General features: G+C 60.5%; 16 protein-coding genes and 1 tRNA gene. 11 read left to right on the forward strand and 6 right to left on the reverse strand.

What is annotated here, in order from left to right; translation table 11 throughout:
* Positions 1–196 precede the first annotated feature (196 nt).
* From HUV26_RS07680 to HUV26_RS07705, 6 genes are all read left to right on the forward strand, one after another.
* Positions 197–598, forward strand: coding sequence for a DNA-binding transcriptional response regulator (locus tag HUV26_RS07680; RefSeq protein WP_174409525.1), 402 nt, complete (start codon positions 197–199; stop codon positions 596–598).
* Positions 595–2,037, forward strand: coding sequence for a sensor histidine kinase (locus HUV26_RS07685; RefSeq protein WP_174409526.1), 1,443 nt, complete (start codon positions 595–597; stop codon positions 2,035–2,037). Before HUV26_RS07680 ends, HUV26_RS07685 begins: the two co-directional genes overlap by 4 nt.
* The gene (locus tag HUV26_RS07690) at positions 2,034–2,417 is read left to right on the forward strand and encodes a response regulator (RefSeq protein WP_243451307.1); all 384 of its coding nucleotides are present in this window, start codon (positions 2,034–2,036) and stop codon (positions 2,415–2,417) included. Before HUV26_RS07685 ends, HUV26_RS07690 begins: the two co-directional genes overlap by 4 nt.
* A 141-nt stretch (positions 2,418–2,558) precedes the next feature.
* The gene (locus tag HUV26_RS07695) at positions 2,559–3,812 is read left to right on the forward strand and encodes a sulfite exporter TauE/SafE family protein (protein ID WP_174409527.1); all 1,254 of its coding nucleotides are present in this window, start codon (positions 2,559–2,561) and stop codon (positions 3,810–3,812) included.
* Between the two features lie 3 nt (positions 3,813–3,815).
* Positions 3,816–4,523 (forward strand): hypothetical protein, encoded by a 708-nt coding sequence (locus HUV26_RS07700; RefSeq protein ID WP_174409528.1) that lies wholly within the window; start codon positions 3,816–3,818, stop codon positions 4,521–4,523.
* A 40-nt stretch (positions 4,524–4,563) separates the two neighbouring features.
* On the forward strand, positions 4,564–7,179 hold the full coding sequence (locus tag HUV26_RS07705; RefSeq protein WP_174409529.1) for a PEP/pyruvate-binding domain-containing protein: 2,616 nt from the start codon (positions 4,564–4,566) through the stop codon (positions 7,177–7,179).
* 132 nt (positions 7,180–7,311) lie between these two features.
* On the opposite strand, the gene HUV26_RS07710 is transcribed toward HUV26_RS07705, so the two are convergent.
* From HUV26_RS07710 to HUV26_RS07735, 6 genes are all read right to left on the reverse strand, one after another.
* Complete coding sequence (locus HUV26_RS07710; RefSeq protein WP_174409530.1) at positions 7,312–8,160, reverse strand: transporter substrate-binding domain-containing protein; 849 nt, start codon at positions 8,158–8,160, stop codon at positions 7,312–7,314.
* Between the two features lie 222 nt (positions 8,161–8,382).
* Positions 8,383–9,354: a hypothetical protein gene (locus HUV26_RS07715; RefSeq protein ID WP_205245128.1), complete on the reverse strand. Its 972-nt coding sequence runs from the start codon at positions 9,352–9,354 to the stop codon at positions 8,383–8,385.
* A 101-nt stretch (positions 9,355–9,455) separates the two neighbouring features.
* Complete coding sequence (queC, locus tag HUV26_RS07720) at positions 9,456–10,115, reverse strand: 7-cyano-7-deazaguanine synthase QueC (protein WP_174409531.1); 660 nt, start codon at positions 10,113–10,115, stop codon at positions 9,456–9,458.
* Positions 10,116–10,126: 11 nt separating this feature from the next.
* A complete protein-coding gene (locus tag HUV26_RS07725; RefSeq protein ID WP_205245129.1) occupies positions 10,127–10,939 on the reverse strand; it encodes a 7-carboxy-7-deazaguanine synthase QueE in 813 nt (270 codons plus the stop codon).
* Positions 10,932–11,336, reverse strand: a complete 405-nt coding sequence (locus HUV26_RS07730; RefSeq protein WP_174409532.1) for a 6-pyruvoyl trahydropterin synthase family protein — start codon at positions 11,334–11,336, stop codon at positions 10,932–10,934. The genes HUV26_RS07725 and HUV26_RS07730 overlap by 8 nt, the downstream gene beginning before the upstream one ends.
* A 143-nt stretch (positions 11,337–11,479) precedes the next feature.
* On the reverse strand, positions 11,480–12,229 hold the full coding sequence (locus tag HUV26_RS07735; RefSeq protein WP_174409533.1) for an enoyl-CoA hydratase/isomerase family protein: 750 nt from the start codon (positions 12,227–12,229) through the stop codon (positions 11,480–11,482).
* Positions 12,230–12,482: 253 nt separating this feature from the next.
* Between HUV26_RS07735 and HUV26_RS07740 the strand changes: the two genes are divergently transcribed.
* The 5 genes from HUV26_RS07740 to HUV26_RS07760 all read left to right on the forward strand — a co-directional run bounded on the left by HUV26_RS07740 (position 12,483) and on the right by HUV26_RS07760 (position 16,339).
* Positions 12,483–13,529 (forward strand): FUSC family protein, encoded by a 1,047-nt coding sequence (locus HUV26_RS07740; protein ID WP_174409534.1) that lies wholly within the window; start codon positions 12,483–12,485, stop codon positions 13,527–13,529.
* Between the two features lie 200 nt (positions 13,530–13,729).
* Complete coding sequence (locus HUV26_RS07745) at positions 13,730–14,182, forward strand: DciA family protein (protein ID WP_174409535.1); 453 nt, start codon at positions 13,730–13,732, stop codon at positions 14,180–14,182.
* A 29-nt stretch (positions 14,183–14,211) separates the two neighbouring features.
* Positions 14,212–14,706 carry a Rho termination factor N-terminal domain-containing protein gene (locus tag HUV26_RS07750; RefSeq protein WP_174409536.1) on the forward strand — a complete coding sequence of 165 codons (495 nt, stop codon included), beginning with the start codon at positions 14,212–14,214 and terminating at the stop codon, positions 14,704–14,706.
* 100 nt (positions 14,707–14,806) lie between these two features.
* Positions 14,807–14,884, forward strand: a tRNA-Glu gene (locus HUV26_RS07755).
* 399 nt (positions 14,885–15,283) lie between these two features.
* A complete protein-coding gene (locus HUV26_RS07760; RefSeq protein WP_205245130.1) occupies positions 15,284–16,339 on the forward strand; it encodes a virulence RhuM family protein in 1,056 nt (351 codons plus the stop codon).
* Positions 16,340–16,433: the final 94 nt, after the last annotated feature.

Consider the following 16,433-nt stretch of genomic DNA (forward strand, 5'->3'; position numbering starts at 1 on the left):
CAAAGACAGCCTGTCGCCGGACATAGCGCAAAGCGGCTGACATCGGCAGACTGACACCTCGTAAAAAAGGCTGACACCCCGCTCCGGGGAATCCCCGGCCCGGCCTGCGCCTCCGAATATATCATTGCGTTTTGCTTGACAAAATTTTTATGGTACGCACCGGTGTGTTTGGCACGCCCCTTGCGATAGCAGGGGTATGGTCAGGTATGAAAACATAGACAGAGCCCAGTGCACCATCCTCATCGCGGAGCGTAACAGCCGCATCGGCATGCTGCTGGAAAAGGCTTTCGCGAACCGGGGCTATCCTGTGCGCGTTGCGGCCACTGGCTATGAAGCGGCGGAGATTCTCATGAGCGAAAAGCCCGCGCTGGTCGTTCTGGACCCGGACCTGCCCTATCTGTTCGCCCTGCTGGAAGCCGGCAAGGGCATTCTCTCGGAAAGCGTTCCGGTTATCCTGCACCCGCTTTCCGCCTCCGAGGAGCCGCCGTTCGGCATTCCCCCCGCCCGCACCGTGTGCAAGGAGGCGGACCCGGAGCAGCTTCTCTCCACTGTTGAAAACACGCTGTACGGCCATGCTGCCAGGGAGGTTCAGAGATGACCCTAACCCAGCATTCGCATGACTCCTTCCGGTGGCTGGCCGCGCGTGTCATTCTTCTTTCGGCAACGCCCGTGGGCATTGTGGCGCTCACAGTGGGCAGCCTGCTTTTTTCCGCCTACGGCAGGGACGCGCAAACCCCCTTCGGCACATTGGCCCAATCCGTTGTCTCCTGCGTGTCCACACTGCCGGAGGCCATGGAGCGGGCCAAGACAACCTTTCCCGGAGCCGCCGTGCTCTATGTGGACAACGGCGCGGTGGTGCTTACCGAGGGCGGCCTGCCAGCCCCCCCCGCCACGGAGCGGGCACTGGAGCTTGCCGCCACCCTCGCTTCCGCGCCGGATGCCGGTGCCCAAGGCACCTCCGGCGCTCCTATGCTTGCCCTGCACACGGCCAATCCTCCGCTGCCCGGCAGCGACGCCATGGCCGCCGTTGCGCTGAACTCGCTCTCCTCCACCACCGGGGCACTGGTGATCATCATGCCCCTCACCTCGCTTTTCCCCCAGATGCAGTTTGCATGGGGCGTCACCGCCATCATCGGCTGCGTGACCATAATCCTGCTTCTCTACAACTCCCTCGTCTTTTCCGGTTTCGTGCAGCAGCGCCTGTCTTCCGAAGAATTGCGGCGCAGAGCGCTGGAACGCAAAATGATAGAAGCCAACCGGCTTTCCTCCCTGGGCACGCTGGCGGCAGGTATTGCGCACGAGATTAACAACCCCCTCTCCATCATGACGGAAGAGGCGGGCTGGATTGAAGACATCATCGAAGATGACCTGCCCCGGCAGGAGCTTGTGGGCAAGGTGCGCACCTCCGCCGGAGTCATCCGGATGCAGGGGGCGCGCTGCCGGGAAATAACCCACAACCTGCTCAGCCTTTCGCGGCAGGGAGTCACCTCCGCAGGCGCCGTGGATATAAACCACATGGCGGAAGAGGTGGCATCCCTTTCCCGGCACCGCTGTCTGCGGCAGGGCGTTTCCCTTGTGCTGGAACTGCAGCCGGACCTCCCCGCCGCCCACGCGGCACAGGCTCATGTGCAGCAGATTCTGCTCAACCTGCTCGGCAACGCGCTGGATGCCATGCAGGAGCAGCAGGCGGGCACCCTTACCGTGCGCTCATGGGCGCACAAGGACGCCGTCTTCGTCTCGGTTCGCGACACAGGCCCCGGCATGAGCGAGTCTGTGCGCGCCAGAATTTTTGAACCCTTCTTCACCACCAAGCCCTCGGGCAAAGGCACCGGACTGGGCCTTGCCATCTGCTACGGTCTGGCGCGGCGCAACAACGGAGCGCTCTCCGTGTTCAGCCGCGAGGGAGAAGGGGCAACCTTTGTGCTCGCGCTGCCACGCCTTAAGGTGGACGAGACAGCCCTGCACGAGGACAATCTCGATACCATGGTTCCTGATTCGCCGGAACCGAAACCCCGAACGGAAGGAGGCAAGGCATGAGTTCCGAAGCAATGACAGTGCTGCTGGTAGACGACGAGCCGGATTTTCTGTCCGTCGTTGCCCGGAGGCTGGAACGCAGGGACATCACCGTGCGCATTGCCGAATCCGGGGAAGAGGCTCTGGCGATTGTGGATACACATCCGGTCGATGCTGTAGTGCTGGATGTGAAAATGCCCGGAATGGACGGTATAGAAACGCTCAAGCGCATCAAGGCCGCGCACCCCGACATAGAGGTCATCATGCTCACCGGGCATGCCGACCTGGAAGTCGCCATAAGCGGCATGGCACTGGGCGCCTTCGACTACCTGCTCAAACCGGCGGACATTGACGAGTTGATGTTCAAGCTGCGGGATGCATCCCGCGGGAGGCTGCGTACCTGAGTAGGGGATTGGCCGCACCGAAGGCAAAGACATACGGGGAGCGGGAACGGAATGGCACCGCAAACGCATCCTCCTTCGCCTTAGGATGACCGGTTTTCGAGGTACGCTGTGAAGAACGCTTTTACGGAGAAGGGTTAAACGATGAGGAAATTCTATTCAATGCTGATGGAAGCGTCCGCCGCGCATGCGCGGTGGGACTACGAAGCTTCGATGAACATCCTGAAGAGCCGCAAAAAGATGATGCTGCTCATGCTCATGGCAATTCCGGCCCTTTTGGTGTCGCTTGCCGTGGCAGCCGACGTCATGCCCTCCATGCTGGGCGGCAAATCGGCTTACAGCCCCGCATACTACACCCCCTCGGTGTTTGCGGTTTCCATTCTCATCGGCCTGTGTGCCGGTCTGATCACGGGCTGCATCGGCGCGGGCGGCGGCTTCATCATCACGCCCGCCCTCATGAGCGCGGGCATCAAGGGCATTCTGGCGGTGGGCACCGACCTGTTCCACATCTTCGCCAAGGCCATCATGGGCACCGCTGTTCACAAAAAACTGGGTAACGTGAACAACAAGCTGGCCGTCGCCTTCCTTGTGGGTTCCGGTGTGGGCGTTACGGGCGGCGGTCTCATCAACCGCGCGCTGTACGAAATCAACCCCGTGCTCAGCGATACCTTCATCAGCGCCATCTACGTGGTGCTGCTGGGCTTCCTCGGCTTCTACTCCATGTTCGACTTCCTTAAGCTGCGCAAGTCCGATGACGGCGGCGATGCCCACGGCGGTCCCGCTTCTTCCGACAGCGCAGGTCTGCCCGCCAAGCTGCAGGCCATTAACCTGCCGCCCATGATCACCTTCGACGAAGATCTCGTGCCCGGCGGCAAGAAGATCTCCGGTGTCATGGTTGCCGTTGCCGGTGCATTCGTCGGCTTCCTCGCCGCCATCATGGGTGTGGGCGGCGGCTTCGTCACCTTCCCCATCTTCGTGTACGTTCTCGGCGTGTCCAGCTTCACCACCGTGGGAACGGACATCCTGCAGATCATCTTCACCGCAGGCTATGCCTCCATCACCCAGTACGCCATCTACGGCTTCATCTTCTACACGCTGGCCATGGGCATGCTGCTCGGCTCCCTGCTGGGCATTCAGCTGGGCGCACTCACCACCCGCGTGGTTAAGGGCATCTACATCCGCGGCTTCTACGCCATCGCCATTCTGGCAGGCTTCGTGAACCGCCTGTTCGACCTGCCCGCCAAGCTGGTTTCCATGGAAATCATCAGCCTGCCCGCCGGGCTGGTCTCGGTGCTGACGCAGATAGGCAACTACCTGTTCTTCGCCGTGGTCGCCGCGTTCGGCTTCTGGGTCATCTCCACCTTCATCAAGAAGATTCCCGCTCTGAGGGAGGGCTAATCCATGTTGATAGTACACAAGAAAACGTTCAATCTTGGCGCGATCATGCTGATCGGATTCTCCATAATCTTTCTCGGCATGTTCACTCCCAACTTCGGCAACGGCCTGAACGCCTTTGAAGCGGCGGACAAGCTGTTCAACTCCATATCCAAGGGCTCCACCTACTACATGACCGAGATAGGTGTCCGCGCCAAGGCAGAAGGGGACAAGCAGGTCACCCTCACCCTGCATCTGGATAATGAGCAGGATGCTGCCCGCGTGCAGACCGTGTTCGGCACCGTGGCGGAAGCCACCCAGCAGGGCAACGATGTTATCGTTACCGGCAATCTGGCTGAAATCCTCACCAAGGCCGTGCAGGACAGCGATGTCATGTTCGCCAACAATGAGCAGCCCCTGGTGGATGCCTACGGCATGAGCGGCAAGGAAGGCATGTACATGTGGTGGAAGGGCCTGCGCGCCGCTGAAAAGGACCTGAAAAAGCAGGAACTCTTCAAGGAAGCCGCTCTGGTTACCACCATTGTCAACCGCGGCGTGGAAGTGGGCTACAACTACTACGGCATCGTGCCGGAAAGTGCAGCTTCGCGCTCCGGAATCCTTGCCTTCTCGCTCATCTTCTATGTAGTATATACCCTGTGGTTCGGGTATGCCATTTTCTACCTCTTCGACGGCGTGGGCCTCAAGATGAAGGGTGGCAAGAAGAAAGAAGTATAAGGATTACTCCAATTCCATGACGCCCCATGACGAAAGCACAATGACTCACGCATGGGCCGCTCTGAAAAGACTTGCCCGGAGGCTTTCCGCCATCGTCTCCACCGAAAAGGTGGTGGACGAGGAAGGCCTCCGGGCCTCGTTTCGGGAAGCCTGCGGCCGTTTCAAGCGACTGGTGAGCGCCAATAACAAGGCGCTGGAAGCCATGTCGCACATGGAAGAAACGCTTGCAGGCTCACAGCCGTATGATCTCGCCTATGTGCGCACCCAGACCACGCGCATCGTCTCCGCCGTGTACCAGATGGTGGAGGCATTGGACACGCTGGCACCGGGACGCTACAGCGCACTGCGCCCCCGGTTCGAATCCATACGCACGCAGCTTGTCCCTCTGCTGGAAACCGCTCCGGGCACCCATGACGGCACCCTGATCATTCCTTTTTCGAATATTACCGCCGCAGATGCCCCCAGAGTGGGCGGAAAAGCGGCCAATCTGGGAGAAATGCGCAACCGCGCCAGCCTGCCCGTGCCGGACGGGTTCGGCGTTACCGCGCAGGCCTTCTGGCTGTTCATGCGCCATACCGGGTTGGATGAAGAAGTGGACAGGCAACTGCGCCTTGCCAGCCCGGATAGGCTGGAGAGCCTCTACGGAGTCTGTTCCCGTATCCGCCAGAAGATTGTCGCCGCCCCCCTGCCGCCGGAACTGGAAACCGCGCTGAACACGGCCGCGCAGGAGCTTGTTCACCGCACGGGAACCACCGCCCGGCTTGCTGTGCGCAGCAGCGCATTGGGCGAAGATTCCATGGGACACGCCTTTGCCGGACAATACCGCTCCATGCTTAACGTCCCTGCGGAACATCTGGTCGAGGCATGGCGCGAGGTCGTCGCCTCAAAATACGGCGTGGAGGCCGTGGCCTACAGAATGCGCTGCGGACTTGCGGACCGCGATGTGGCCGTCAGCGTGGCCGTCATGCCCATGCTGGGCGCAGTGGCGGGCGGGGTGCTCTATACCCGCGATCCCGTGGCCATGCGGGCAGACAACATGGTCATCCATGCCGTGCATGGGCTGCCCCGGGGCGTTGTGGACGGCAGCCTGCCCACTGACCGTTTTTCCCTCTGCCGCGTGCCGCCCCACGTCATTCTTTCCCGTCAGGTCGCCTACAAGAGCGAACGCTACGCCGCCGCCAACGGCGAAGGCGTCACCCGGCTGGACACCCTGCCGGACATGGCTTCCGCTCCCGCCCTTACCGATGCCCAACTGCACACCCTTGCGGAACTTGCCATGCGTGTGGAGCAGCATTACGGCATTCCGCAGGACGTGGAGTGGGCGCTGCTGGACAACGGCGAATTCCGGCTGCTACAGGCGCGGCCCATACTCTTCAACAGGGCGGCCCGCGCCCCGGAGGCCGCTCCTCCTCTGCCGGAAGGAACGGTCGTCCTGCTGCGGGGGGGAGAAACCGCCTCTCCCGGCACAGCCTGCGGCCCGGTAGTGCAGGTACGCAAGCAGGCAGAGACACTCGGATTTCCCGATAACGCCGTGCTGGCGGTGCCCCACGCCGACACGCGCTGGGCACCCCTGCTTTCCCGCGCCGCCGCCGTGGTGGCGGGCACCGGGTCCAGTGCGGGGCACCTCGCCAACGTGGCGCGCGAATTCGGCATCCCGGCCCTGTTCGGCGTAGGCTGGAAGGTAGATACGCTGAAGACCGGCACCGTGGTCACGGTGGACGCGGACGCGGGTCAGGTACTGGAAGGCCGCATAGAATCCCTGCTGGCGGACGCCCCGGCCCCCCGCAACATCATGGAGGGCAGCTCTGTCCACGCCGCGCTGTCAGGCGTGCTGGCGCACATCGCCCCGCTCACGCTCACCGATTCGGAAAGCCCGGATTTTCGTCCCGAAAACTGCCAGACCCTGCACGACATAACCCGCTTCTGCCACCAGAAAGCCGTGGAAGAAATGTTCCGCAGCGATGACGACGGCTACCCCAAGCATATGGCCAAGCAGCTCTATCTGGACCGCCCGCTGCAGTTCTGGGTGGTGAATCTGGATGACGGTTTTTTGCGGGAACCCCAGGGCAAGCTTATCCCGCTGGAAGACATAGGCTCCCCGCCCATGCTCGCCCTGTGGCACGGCATGATGCACGTTCCATGGGCCGGTCCGCCCCCCGTGCACCTGCAGGGCTTCCTCTCCCTTCTGGCGCAGTCGGCCTCAACCCCCGGCTTCGAACCGGCGGGTGCCACAGACTTTACCATACGCAATTACTTTCTGGTGAGCAGCCGGTTCTGCTCCCTGCAATCACGATTCGGCTATCATTTCTGCACGGTGGAGGCACTGGCGGGCGATGTGGATGCGGAAAATTTTGTGGCGTTCCGCTTCAAGGGCGGCGCAGCAGACATAAACCGCCGCCTCCTGCGGGTGCGGCTCATCGCGGAGATACTGGAAGAACACGGCCTGCGCACCCGCATTATCCGCGACAGCCTCTCCGCCCGGCTGGAAGGGCTGCCCATGGCGGAAACCCTGCGTGCCCTTCACGTGATGGGGCACCTTGTCATGCACACCCGCCAGTTGGATATGATCATGTCCAGCCCGGATTCCGTGGTCTACTACAAGGAAAAACTCAGCGCAGACATCCGCACCGTTCTGGCTGCCTCGGAACAAGCCTGACAACTCCCGAGCAGGTGCGGTTTCGGGTAAAGGTCCCGGGCAATTTCTGGTACAGGTTAGGACAGGTTCCGTTACATGTTCAGGCGCGGCCACGCTGCCCCAACTATCCCGCCACATCCACCGGCAGTCTTCTCAGGGTGCTTCCGCCCCCGTCTCTTGCAGCAGCCGTTCCAGTTCCCCCGTCTCCCGCAGGTGCCGCAACCCTTCATTAAATTGGGCAATCAGCTCTTTCCCGCCGGGATACGCCTTGGAGTACATCAGAAAGTTGGGTTCGCTGCGAAACGGCGTGCGGCTCATGGCAAATCGCTCGTTTGCGTCCGGGAACAGCCTGCGCAGGGACATCCAGCCCACCCGCTCCTCCGCGGGTGCCAGTTGCACCCTGCCGGTAGCCAGCTTGCGGAACATGGAATCCTCATCGGGAGAAACATCCACCGGAAGGTTATCATACGCAAACCATTCCAGATAGTTGAACCCCAACGCCCCGGCAATGGTGTACCCCTGCAGGGCCTGTAGCGTGGTGTAGTCAAAGCCGTCCATCCGGTCTTTCAAAAAAAAGAAATGGCTGTTGGCTATAAAGATGGGATCAGAAAATTCTGCAAATCTGCTCCGAAACGGTGTGGGCACATAGGGAAAACTGCCGAAGGCTTCCCCTGTTTCCAGCATCCTTTCACAGCGCTTCCACGGAAAAAACTTCAGTTCCACGGCAATGCCGGAATGGGCAAAGGCCCGCAGCACCACCTCGGTAATGCGGCCATTTCCTTGCATATGCTCGGAAACATAGGGTGCCCATTCACCGGCCACCAGCGTGACGGTTGCCAGCTGCCGGCCTGCCTGACCGCCAATGCTTCCGCCGGTGTTGCCGTCTGACTGTCCGGTCACAGCACCCGCAGCGGTCGTGCCCGCTACAACAGTGTCTCCTGCTGCCGCAGACCGGCACAGCCCGCCTTCCGCCACCCCCGCAAGGAGCCACAGAAGCAACACAACCCAAAATCTCGTCCCAAAGTGCCTCATCTCTTCCGCCCCGTTCTGCCCCGTTTCGCCATGCTCCGACACGGAATATTCTGCACCGTACCCGGGCCGCCAGTGGTCCAATGCCCTTCCTTACACCATACTTCCCTGATTTGGTATAGCGCAATCTGTAGACCATGGCCGGAAGGGGAAAACACGGGAAAAAGACATCCCTCCGGGGCACCGGAACAGGCGCTACTGCCGCGGGTCGCGCAGGTTCTCCCACGGTCCGGGTGCAGTGGAGCGCACGGGGTTAATGTCTATGCCGCCCCGGCGGGTAAAGCGGGCGCACACCTCAAGCTCGTCGGGGCGGCAACGGCTCAGTATGTCGGCAAATATCCGCTCCACACAGGCTTCATGAAAGCCCTGATGCTCCCGATAGGAAACAAGATAGCGCAGCAGCGAGTCGGCATGAATCCGCTGACCGGCATAGCGCACTGTCACAGTGGCCCAGTCCGGCTGTCCGGTCACGGGGCACCGGGAACGGAACAGGCGGCTGAACAGGGTTTCGCGGGCAATGCCGTTCCCGCACGTCAGCAGGACCGGGTCTATGTTACAGACAAAGCTATTATCAGTTGCCAATACCGCCCCCCCGGCTCCCAATCCCTCCCCCTGCCCTGCGGGGGCGTCAGCCAAATCTGCCAAGGCATCCGGCAACTCTGCCCTGTCTATGCACATCCCCTGCGGCTCCCCCACTGCCACGGCTGCAAAGCTGTCCGGCTCCAGAATCTCCACCGCAACGGGGGCTCCCGCTGCCTGTGAAAGGTCCCGCTCCATGGCGTCGCGCACTGCCTGCACACCGGAAAAATGCGTCATATTAAAGGAATTGCAGTACAGCTTCAGCGACTTCGATTCAATGAGGCACGGCGAATCCCATGGCACCCGCACCACTGCCATGGCCACGGCGGGCCTTCCCCCCGCCTCCAGCCACGACAGTTCGTAGATGTTCCAGATATCCTCCCCGTGTCGCCACGGTATCTTCCCATCCGCACCGGCAGTTCCGCCGCAGCGGCATTCCCCGCCGCCCCCTTCCAGCCTCAGAATACCCGCCGCCGCACGTCCCAGCGCACGGGGAATGGGGCACAACTGCGCGGGGTCATACTGCCCGCTGTAGTCCACCTGCCTGCCCAGAACCAACCTGTCCGTCCCCATCTCCGAATCCATCATATACCTCTCTCATCCTGTCCGCCCCGCAGGGCGCTTTCCGCCTTCCGCGACCGCGGTAATCCTCGTCACGGCCTTGCGCTTTGCCGCACTATGGGCGGGCCTTATTCCAGATACGCCGTAGGATCCAGCCCCTCGTCCCGCCTGAGGGCAAACTTGCGCTCATCGCATGCGCCACACACGCCGCAGTGGGTCACGCCTCCCTTGTAGCAGGTCCATGTGCGCGAAAAATCCACCCCAAGCAGGCGGCCAAGGTCGCCAATATCCCGCTTGTCCATGGTGGCAAAAGGAAAGTCCAGCCGCACCGCGCCGTCCGTGCCGCGCAGCGCAGCCTCGTTCATGGCGGCGTTGAACTCCGTGCGGCAGTCCGGGTAGATGTGATGATCTCCCGAATGCGACCCCAGCAGCACACGCTCCGCCCCCACCGATTCCGCATAGCCCACGGCAATGGCAATGAGAATGCCGTTACGGAAAGGGACCACCGTGCTCTTCATGGATTCCGCATCATACGCCCCTTCCGGCACATCCCCGCCGGAACGCAGCAGCGATGACGAAAACAGTTCGTTGATGAACGGCAGTTGCACCACCCGGTGCGGCACGCCGTAAAAAGCGCACGAAGCCGCCGCCATGGGCAGCTCCCGCCCGTTATGTTTGGAGCCGTAATCAAAGCTGATGGCTGCCAGCCGCGTCCCCCGCGAAAGCTCGTGCGCCATGAGCACTGTAGAATCCATGCCGCCGGAAAGTATGATCACCGCGTCTGCCATAATCCTGTCTCCTACACACCCCGCCGCGCGCCGTACGTCAGCACATGCAGGCGGGGAGAAAAATTGAAACCGTATCGCACGCACCATTCCCACACGCGCTCCATACGCGTCATCTGCTCTTCCCGGGTCGCCCCCTTGGGCATGAGCCAGACCGCGCCCGGAGCAATATCCCTGTGGGCGCGCCCTGCTTCCAAAAAATCCAGCACGGGCGCAATGTCGTCATCCACCACAAACTTGAAGGCGTCCGCCCGCTTCAGGTTTTCGTCCCACAGGGGCGGGGCGGGCAGAAACTTGGGCGAACAGACCACATAGCCCCCGCATGCTTCCGGAATCCCGGCCTTTGCGCTGGTCTCATACTGCACGCGCCTTCCGGCATCCTCCAGCAACCCCGCGAGTTCAGAAAGCCCGGTCCGCCATTGCAGAAACGGCTCACCGCCGGTTATGACCACCAGCCCGTGCGGATGCGCCGCCACCTCACGCGCCACATCCCTTGGCGTCATGGGGGTGCCGCCGCCCAGCGCATGCGGCGTATCGCACCACGGGCAGAAGGGCGGCACACAGCCTGCCAGCCGTACGAATACAGCGGGCTGCCCCATGAATGGGCCTTCTCCCTGAAGTGACGCAAAGATTTCCGATACGTTCAGCACAGCGGCTGGCGCATAGTTCCCGGAAGAACCGCGCATTGCGTCTGCACGACTGCCCACACGATTGGCCGCATGATTGGCTACATACCTGCCTGCTCGATTGGCCGCACGTATGGCTGCCACCACCCCGCCCGTCTCATTGCCGTCCGCCTCATCCCTGCATGGCGCACGCCTAGACATGCCGCGTCCGGGTCGCCCATGCCGTGGGCGTCTCGTACACGGCAACCTCGTGCAGCCTGTAGCGGTCAGAACGTAAGGCGGCATCCAGCACGGCGAAAATGTGTTCCGCCATGCATTCCGCCGTCGCGGGCCTATGGGTGTATTCATCCAGCGCGGTCAAATCCGCGTGGTCGTAGCGGTCCAGCACCTCACGCCGTACTATGGCCTTCAGCGTGTCAAAATGCAGAATCATGCCGGTCTCGTCCGGCTGCCCCGTCAGCGTGACCCGCAGGCGGTAGGTATGTCCGTGAATGTTGGCGCAGTTGCCGTAGATGCGACGGTTCTCCTCTTCGGAAAAACCGCTGCAACGCAGCCGATGGGCCGCGTGGAAGGAAAACTCTTTGGTTATGGTAAGCATAAGCCACCTATGGCGCGGCATCGCAATGCCGCGCGGGAGAGGGAGAATTTCTAAAGCGGGATGCCACTCGTCCGCTGCCTGCTGTTTCGAAAAAAGACAGGTGCTGCAAATCGCCGCGCCCGTCAAGAACATTCCCGGCCCGGTCAGTCCACCATGTCCAGCGTCTTGAGTATCTGCTTGTTTTCGTAGCTCAAATACTCCTCCAGATCACGAATGCACCAGTTGGTCAGCCGCTTCATGCCGGTTATGGTGCGGGCGGGCACCTCCTCAAACCGCGCGGCATAGGCAAAGGCGGCCTCTTCCGCCTTTCCGGCAGGGGCAAGTGCGTCCACCAGCCCCATCTGCAGGGCTTGTGCGGCATCAATCTCCCGCTCGCCCAGCAACAGATTGTACACAGACCGGCAACCGCCCCTGCGGGCGATAAAATACGGCAATCCCCCCTTGGGCAGCACGCCCACATCCAGATAGGAGTTGTGAAACACGCTGCCCTCTTCCACAACGGCATAGTCCGCCGCCAGCGACATACCAAGGAAAAAGGCCACCATTTCGCCCCCGCAGACATGCACCACCAGCTTGCCCGACCGCACAATCTCCAGAGTCACCTGATTAACGGCGTTGCAGAAGCGGTGCGCCCGCTGCTTGTCCATGGTTCCCTGCTGCTCCCTGAAAAAGCGTATATACTCATCCACCCCCGCCCCGCAAAATGTGGAGCTGATAATGATGACCTTAATGGCCTTATTGCGGTTCAGGTATTCCAGTGAATTCAGAATCTCGTCCCGGCTGTCCAGATGCCTGATGTTGGCAAAATAATTCCCGCACAACCGCAACAGGGCGACATGGCCACGCACCTCTGTCTGCGTTACTCCTTCCGAACGGAGTGTGCTGTCCGTCATGGCAACCTCCTGTGTTTGTCTTCCGCAGCCCCGCTGCCCATGCCAGCGGGACCGGAAGGGGGCTGGCAGGCTGCCTCTTCGCCTGCCTTTGGGGTACACATACCACGGAGCAGAAGTGAATACTAACATTTTTCCCGGTCAATACCGCTTGCCAGCCGTGCCTGTCCGACATAGAGAGGCAGGAAAAGGCGGGCATGGCTGTGCATTCCATCCTCCCGCCGCCACCCCGGCGTACCCGCCGCAAGGAACCTACATGCCCTTTTCCACACTCGATACACAGGGCGCGCACATGCGCCACGGCATTAAGACCGGCATCGCCTCCGTGCTGGCATACGGCTTCGCCTCGCTGCTGGACCCGGTGCTCGGCGTCTGGGCCGTGGTCACCTCCGTCATTGTCATGCAGATGAACGTGGCGGAATCCGTGCAGATGTGCTGGGACCGCTTCACCGGCACGGCCATGGGCGCTGCCATGGGCATACTCGCCATGCTGCTGTTTCCGGAATCGCCCTTTGGCACGGTGGTGGCCCTTTTCTGCTCCGTGGCCTTCTGCGCCTACATGACACGCTATAACCCGCGCTACCGCATGGCCGCCATCACGGTCGCCATTGTGCTCATTGCCAGCATGGGACAGGAAAACCGCGTGGGCTTCGGCATGATGCGGGTGGTGGATATCGCCATCGGCGTGCTGTGCTCCTTCGCGGTTTCGGTCTGGGTATGGCCGGTTCGTGCGGGGCTTGCCCTGCGCACCCGCGTAAACGAGCAGTCCGCCCGCATGGCAGATACCTACGGCGCGCTGACAGAAGCCTTTCTGGGCACCCCCGTGACGGCACCTGTCACCCGGCAGACGTTGGAACACCTGCTGCGCGATGCGGATGAAAACCGCTCCCTGTTCCGCAAAATGCTGCGCCACGAACAGCGGTTGTATGACGACGACACCTCCCTGCTGGACCGCCAGATTCTCGCGCTGGAACAGTGCGCCCGCCACCTGCAGAGCATGCTGGATATCGTTCTCGACGCACGCGAGGGCGGTTACGCGCTCATCATGGCCCCGGAGATACGGGCCGTGGTCAGCGCCTCACGCACGGCCATGCTCGCCATCGGACAGGGAACCGCGCCGGACGCCGCCACCCTGCGCCGCCTTATGGACGATGCAGAGCAGCGGCTTGAGGAGCTGCGTGCCTCAGGTGCCACCAAACGGTTCACGGCACGGGAGCTGGCGCAGGTATTTTCCTTCTTCCACTGCGTGCAGCATCTCGGAGAAGACCTGCGCATCGCACTGGCCGGCGAAAACGCAGACTGATCCGCTCCCGCAATTACCGGAACATGCGCACCAATTTTCCCCGCACGTTGACAGCCTCCGTCCCGCAAGCCTATGCTGAACGATGCCCCGCTGCTCCGGCAGGTGCTGCATCATGCGGGGAATTACGGCAGTAAAACGGCCTCCCGGCTCCGCTCCGGGCGATCCACCTTTCAAGAACACGCGCAACGGAAACGCACAGCATGGAAAAACGCATCGGTGATGTGCTGGAACGCCTGCTCATCCGCAAGGGCGCGGGCATCGGCTTCAAGCTCGCGCAGCTGTGGCGCAACTGGGACATGGTCATGGGCGAAGAACTACGCCACATGGCCATTCCGCTGGGCCACCGCAAGAACACCATCATCATCGGCGCAGAAGACAACATGGTGCAACAGGAGCTCAGCTACTACAGCTACGAGATCATTGAGCGCGTAAACGCCTTTCTGGATGAACCCTACTTCGACAAGGTGCAGGTGGATCTGATCATGGGCAAATCCGCACTGGACGAGGTAACGCTGCCCACCATAGAACGCCACGCGCCCGTGCTTCCGCCCAAACCAGAGCGGCTGGGCAACCTGCTGGGCAAGCTGGACCCCGAATCGCCGGTAACACGCTGCTACGAAAAATACGTGCGCCTCTACAGCCACAGGAAGTAGCAACGACACAGACACAAGGAGAAGGATTGATGAACCCAATTTCCCCCACGGAGCATTCCACAACCGAAAACGCCCAGCTCCCGGCAGACGCGGCAACACTCACCGCAATGACAGTCAAGGAACTGCGCGAACTGGCAACCTCCCGCTTTCCCCAGATTCGCGGCGTTTCCGGCCTGAACAAGGGCCCGCTCATCGCCGCCATTCAGGATGCCATGGCACAGTCCCCGCAGCAGGCAGCCGCACCGGAGAAGACCCCCCCCCCTTCCGCAACTGCGCCCGCCACCAGAAAAAGCAAAGCCACACAAACCACGCAGGCCACCCAAGCGGAAAAGACCCCGATACGCCTGCCCGCTTTTCCCGCGGAGGAATGTCCCGCAACCACCCCGGCAGGCAAGGCCAAGGCACAAAGGAACTTTCTGCGCGACTATATGCGCACGGTAGACGACAACGCCACCCGCGCCGCAGTGCGCAGGCAGATGAAACGCCTGAAAAAAGGCACCCGCCGCAAGCCTGCTGCGGAATAGCCTTTTCCACAAAATTGCGCTTGACTTTCTGCGCCGCGTTCCATAAAAGTTCGTCTCCGCAGTCGGGAATCATCTAGTCCCCGTTGCTGCGGAACCAAGCGTCCCCATCGTCTAGCCTGGCCCAGGACACCTGCCTTTCACGCAGGCGACAGGGGTTCAAATCCCCTTGGGGACGCCAAATTTGGATATTATTTAGAGCGGTAAGGCATCAAAAGCCTTGCCGCTCTTGCCTTTTCAAGGCCATTCAAATCCCCAAGCCCTGCCGAATCCAAGCCCATCCAATAGTTGTGCAGGTATTTTTGTAGCACCGAACAGTATTACAGCGGCGCGATACACACATGATAACATGACAGCATCGCTGAGTATCTTCCGGAGCATCACACGATGATGCAGGAAGGGGCTGATTATCTCGACAGCCTACGGAGAAACGCAGCCTAGCGCTCCGGGCATGGCGAACGCCGTATTCCTCCTAAGCAATCTGATTAGGGGCTGTAGGCGGGGGTTATCTGACTGGATTGTCAGCTACGAATCTGATACTGTGTCTTAAGAATAAATGCGTAATGATTAGGATAGGCGCGTGACCAACCTTCCTCAGCAAAGCCAGTTTTTGATTTATCAGGCCGAAGACGGGCGGGTAAAAATTGATGTCAGGTTTGAAGACGAAACTGTCTGGCTGACGCAGCAGATGATGGCAGAGCTGTTTCAGACAAGCCAGCAAAACGTCAGCCTGCATATCAACAATATCTATGAAGAAGGGGAGTTGCAGCCGGAAGCAACTCACAAGGCATACTTGTCAGTTCGGCAGGAAGGTGCGCGGCAGGTCCAGCGGCAACTTGGGCACTACAACCTTGATATGATCATCTCCGTGGGCTACCGGGTGAAAAGCCATGTTGCCACGCGCTTTCGCATCTGGGCCACGCAGCAACTTCGGGAGTATATTGTCAAAGGGTTTGTGCTGGATGACGAACGACTGAAAAATCCGGATCTGCCTTTTGATTATTTTGAAGAATTGCTCCGCCGCATTCAGGATATCCGCACATCAGAGCGGCGTTTCTACCAGAAAATTACCGATATTTACGCCACCAGCGTGGATTATGACCCCACTACTGAAGAAAGCATCACGTTTTTCAAAACCGTGCAGAATAAACTGCACTGGGCTGTTACCGGCATGACGGCGGCGGAACTTATCCACAGCCGCGCGAACAGCGCCAAACCGCATATGGGCCTTACCTCGTGGCGCGGGACCAAGCCGCGCAAGCAGGATGTGGGAATTGCCAAGAATTACCTGAGCGAAGAAGAATTGCTCACACTGAACAACCTTGTTGAACAATACCTGCTTTTTGCAGAACGTCAGGCCAGACGCCGCACCCCCATGCATATGGCAGAATGGATAGCCAAGCTGGACGCCTTTCTCACCTTGAACGAAGGCAATATCCTCACGCACGCCGGAAAAGTATCACACGAGCTGGCCCTTGCCTATGCGGAGCAGGAATATGACAAATTCCACCAGCAGCGACAACTTGACGCAGAAAAGCAGGAACGCGACTTTGACCGAGCGGTAAAATCGTTGACCGAAGGAAAAACAGAAAACATCAGCCAACCTGTCCCGGAAAAGTCAAAGAAGACATCTTGAACACTCTATATGAAGTAGTTTCGATTTGATCTGACAGTTCCTCTTGAAAATCGAGAGGTTCTCCCTTTTGATGGAAATGCTGAACACCATCAAA

It is taken from the genome of Desulfovibrio psychrotolerans (assembly GCF_013340305.1).
Taxonomy (GTDB): Bacteria; Desulfobacterota; Desulfovibrionia; order Desulfovibrionales; family Desulfovibrionaceae; genus Halodesulfovibrio; species Halodesulfovibrio psychrotolerans.

What these genes read in the sequence shown, in the direction of transcription:
- HUV26_RS07680 (WP_174409525.1), top strand. Translation starts at nt 197, where the DNA reads ATGGTCAGGTATGAAAACATAGACAGAGCCCAGTGCACCATCCTCATC.
- HUV26_RS07685 (WP_174409526.1), top strand. Translation starts at nt 595, where the DNA reads ATGACCCTAACCCAGCATTCGCATGACTCCTTCCGGTGGCTGGCCGCG.
- HUV26_RS07690 (WP_243451307.1), top strand. Translation starts at nt 2,034, where the DNA reads ATGAGTTCCGAAGCAATGACAGTGCTGCTGGTAGACGACGAGCCGGAT.
- HUV26_RS07695 (WP_174409527.1), top strand. Translation starts at nt 2,559, where the DNA reads ATGAGGAAATTCTATTCAATGCTGATGGAAGCGTCCGCCGCGCATGCG.
- HUV26_RS07700 (WP_174409528.1), top strand. Translation starts at nt 3,816, where the DNA reads ATGTTGATAGTACACAAGAAAACGTTCAATCTTGGCGCGATCATGCTG.
- HUV26_RS07705 (WP_174409529.1), top strand. Translation starts at nt 4,564, where the DNA reads ATGACTCACGCATGGGCCGCTCTGAAAAGACTTGCCCGGAGGCTTTCC.
- HUV26_RS07715 (WP_205245128.1), bottom strand. Translation starts at nt 9,354, where the DNA reads ATGATGGATTCGGAGATGGGGACGGACAGGTTGGTTCTGGGCAGGCAG.
- queC (WP_174409531.1), bottom strand. Translation starts at nt 10,115, where the DNA reads ATGGCAGACGCGGTGATCATACTTTCCGGCGGCATGGATTCTACAGTG.
- HUV26_RS07725 (WP_205245129.1), bottom strand. Translation starts at nt 10,939, where the DNA reads ATGTCTAGGCGTGCGCCATGCAGGGATGAGGCGGACGGCAATGAGACG.
- HUV26_RS07730 (WP_174409532.1), bottom strand. Translation starts at nt 11,336, where the DNA reads ATGCTTACCATAACCAAAGAGTTTTCCTTCCACGCGGCCCATCGGCTG.
- HUV26_RS07735 (WP_174409533.1), bottom strand. Translation starts at nt 12,229, where the DNA reads ATGACGGACAGCACACTCCGTTCGGAAGGAGTAACGCAGACAGAGGTG.
- HUV26_RS07740 (WP_174409534.1), top strand. Translation starts at nt 12,483, where the DNA reads ATGCCCTTTTCCACACTCGATACACAGGGCGCGCACATGCGCCACGGC.
- HUV26_RS07745 (WP_174409535.1), top strand. Translation starts at nt 13,730, where the DNA reads ATGGAAAAACGCATCGGTGATGTGCTGGAACGCCTGCTCATCCGCAAG.
- HUV26_RS07750 (WP_174409536.1), top strand. Translation starts at nt 14,212, where the DNA reads ATGAACCCAATTTCCCCCACGGAGCATTCCACAACCGAAAACGCCCAG.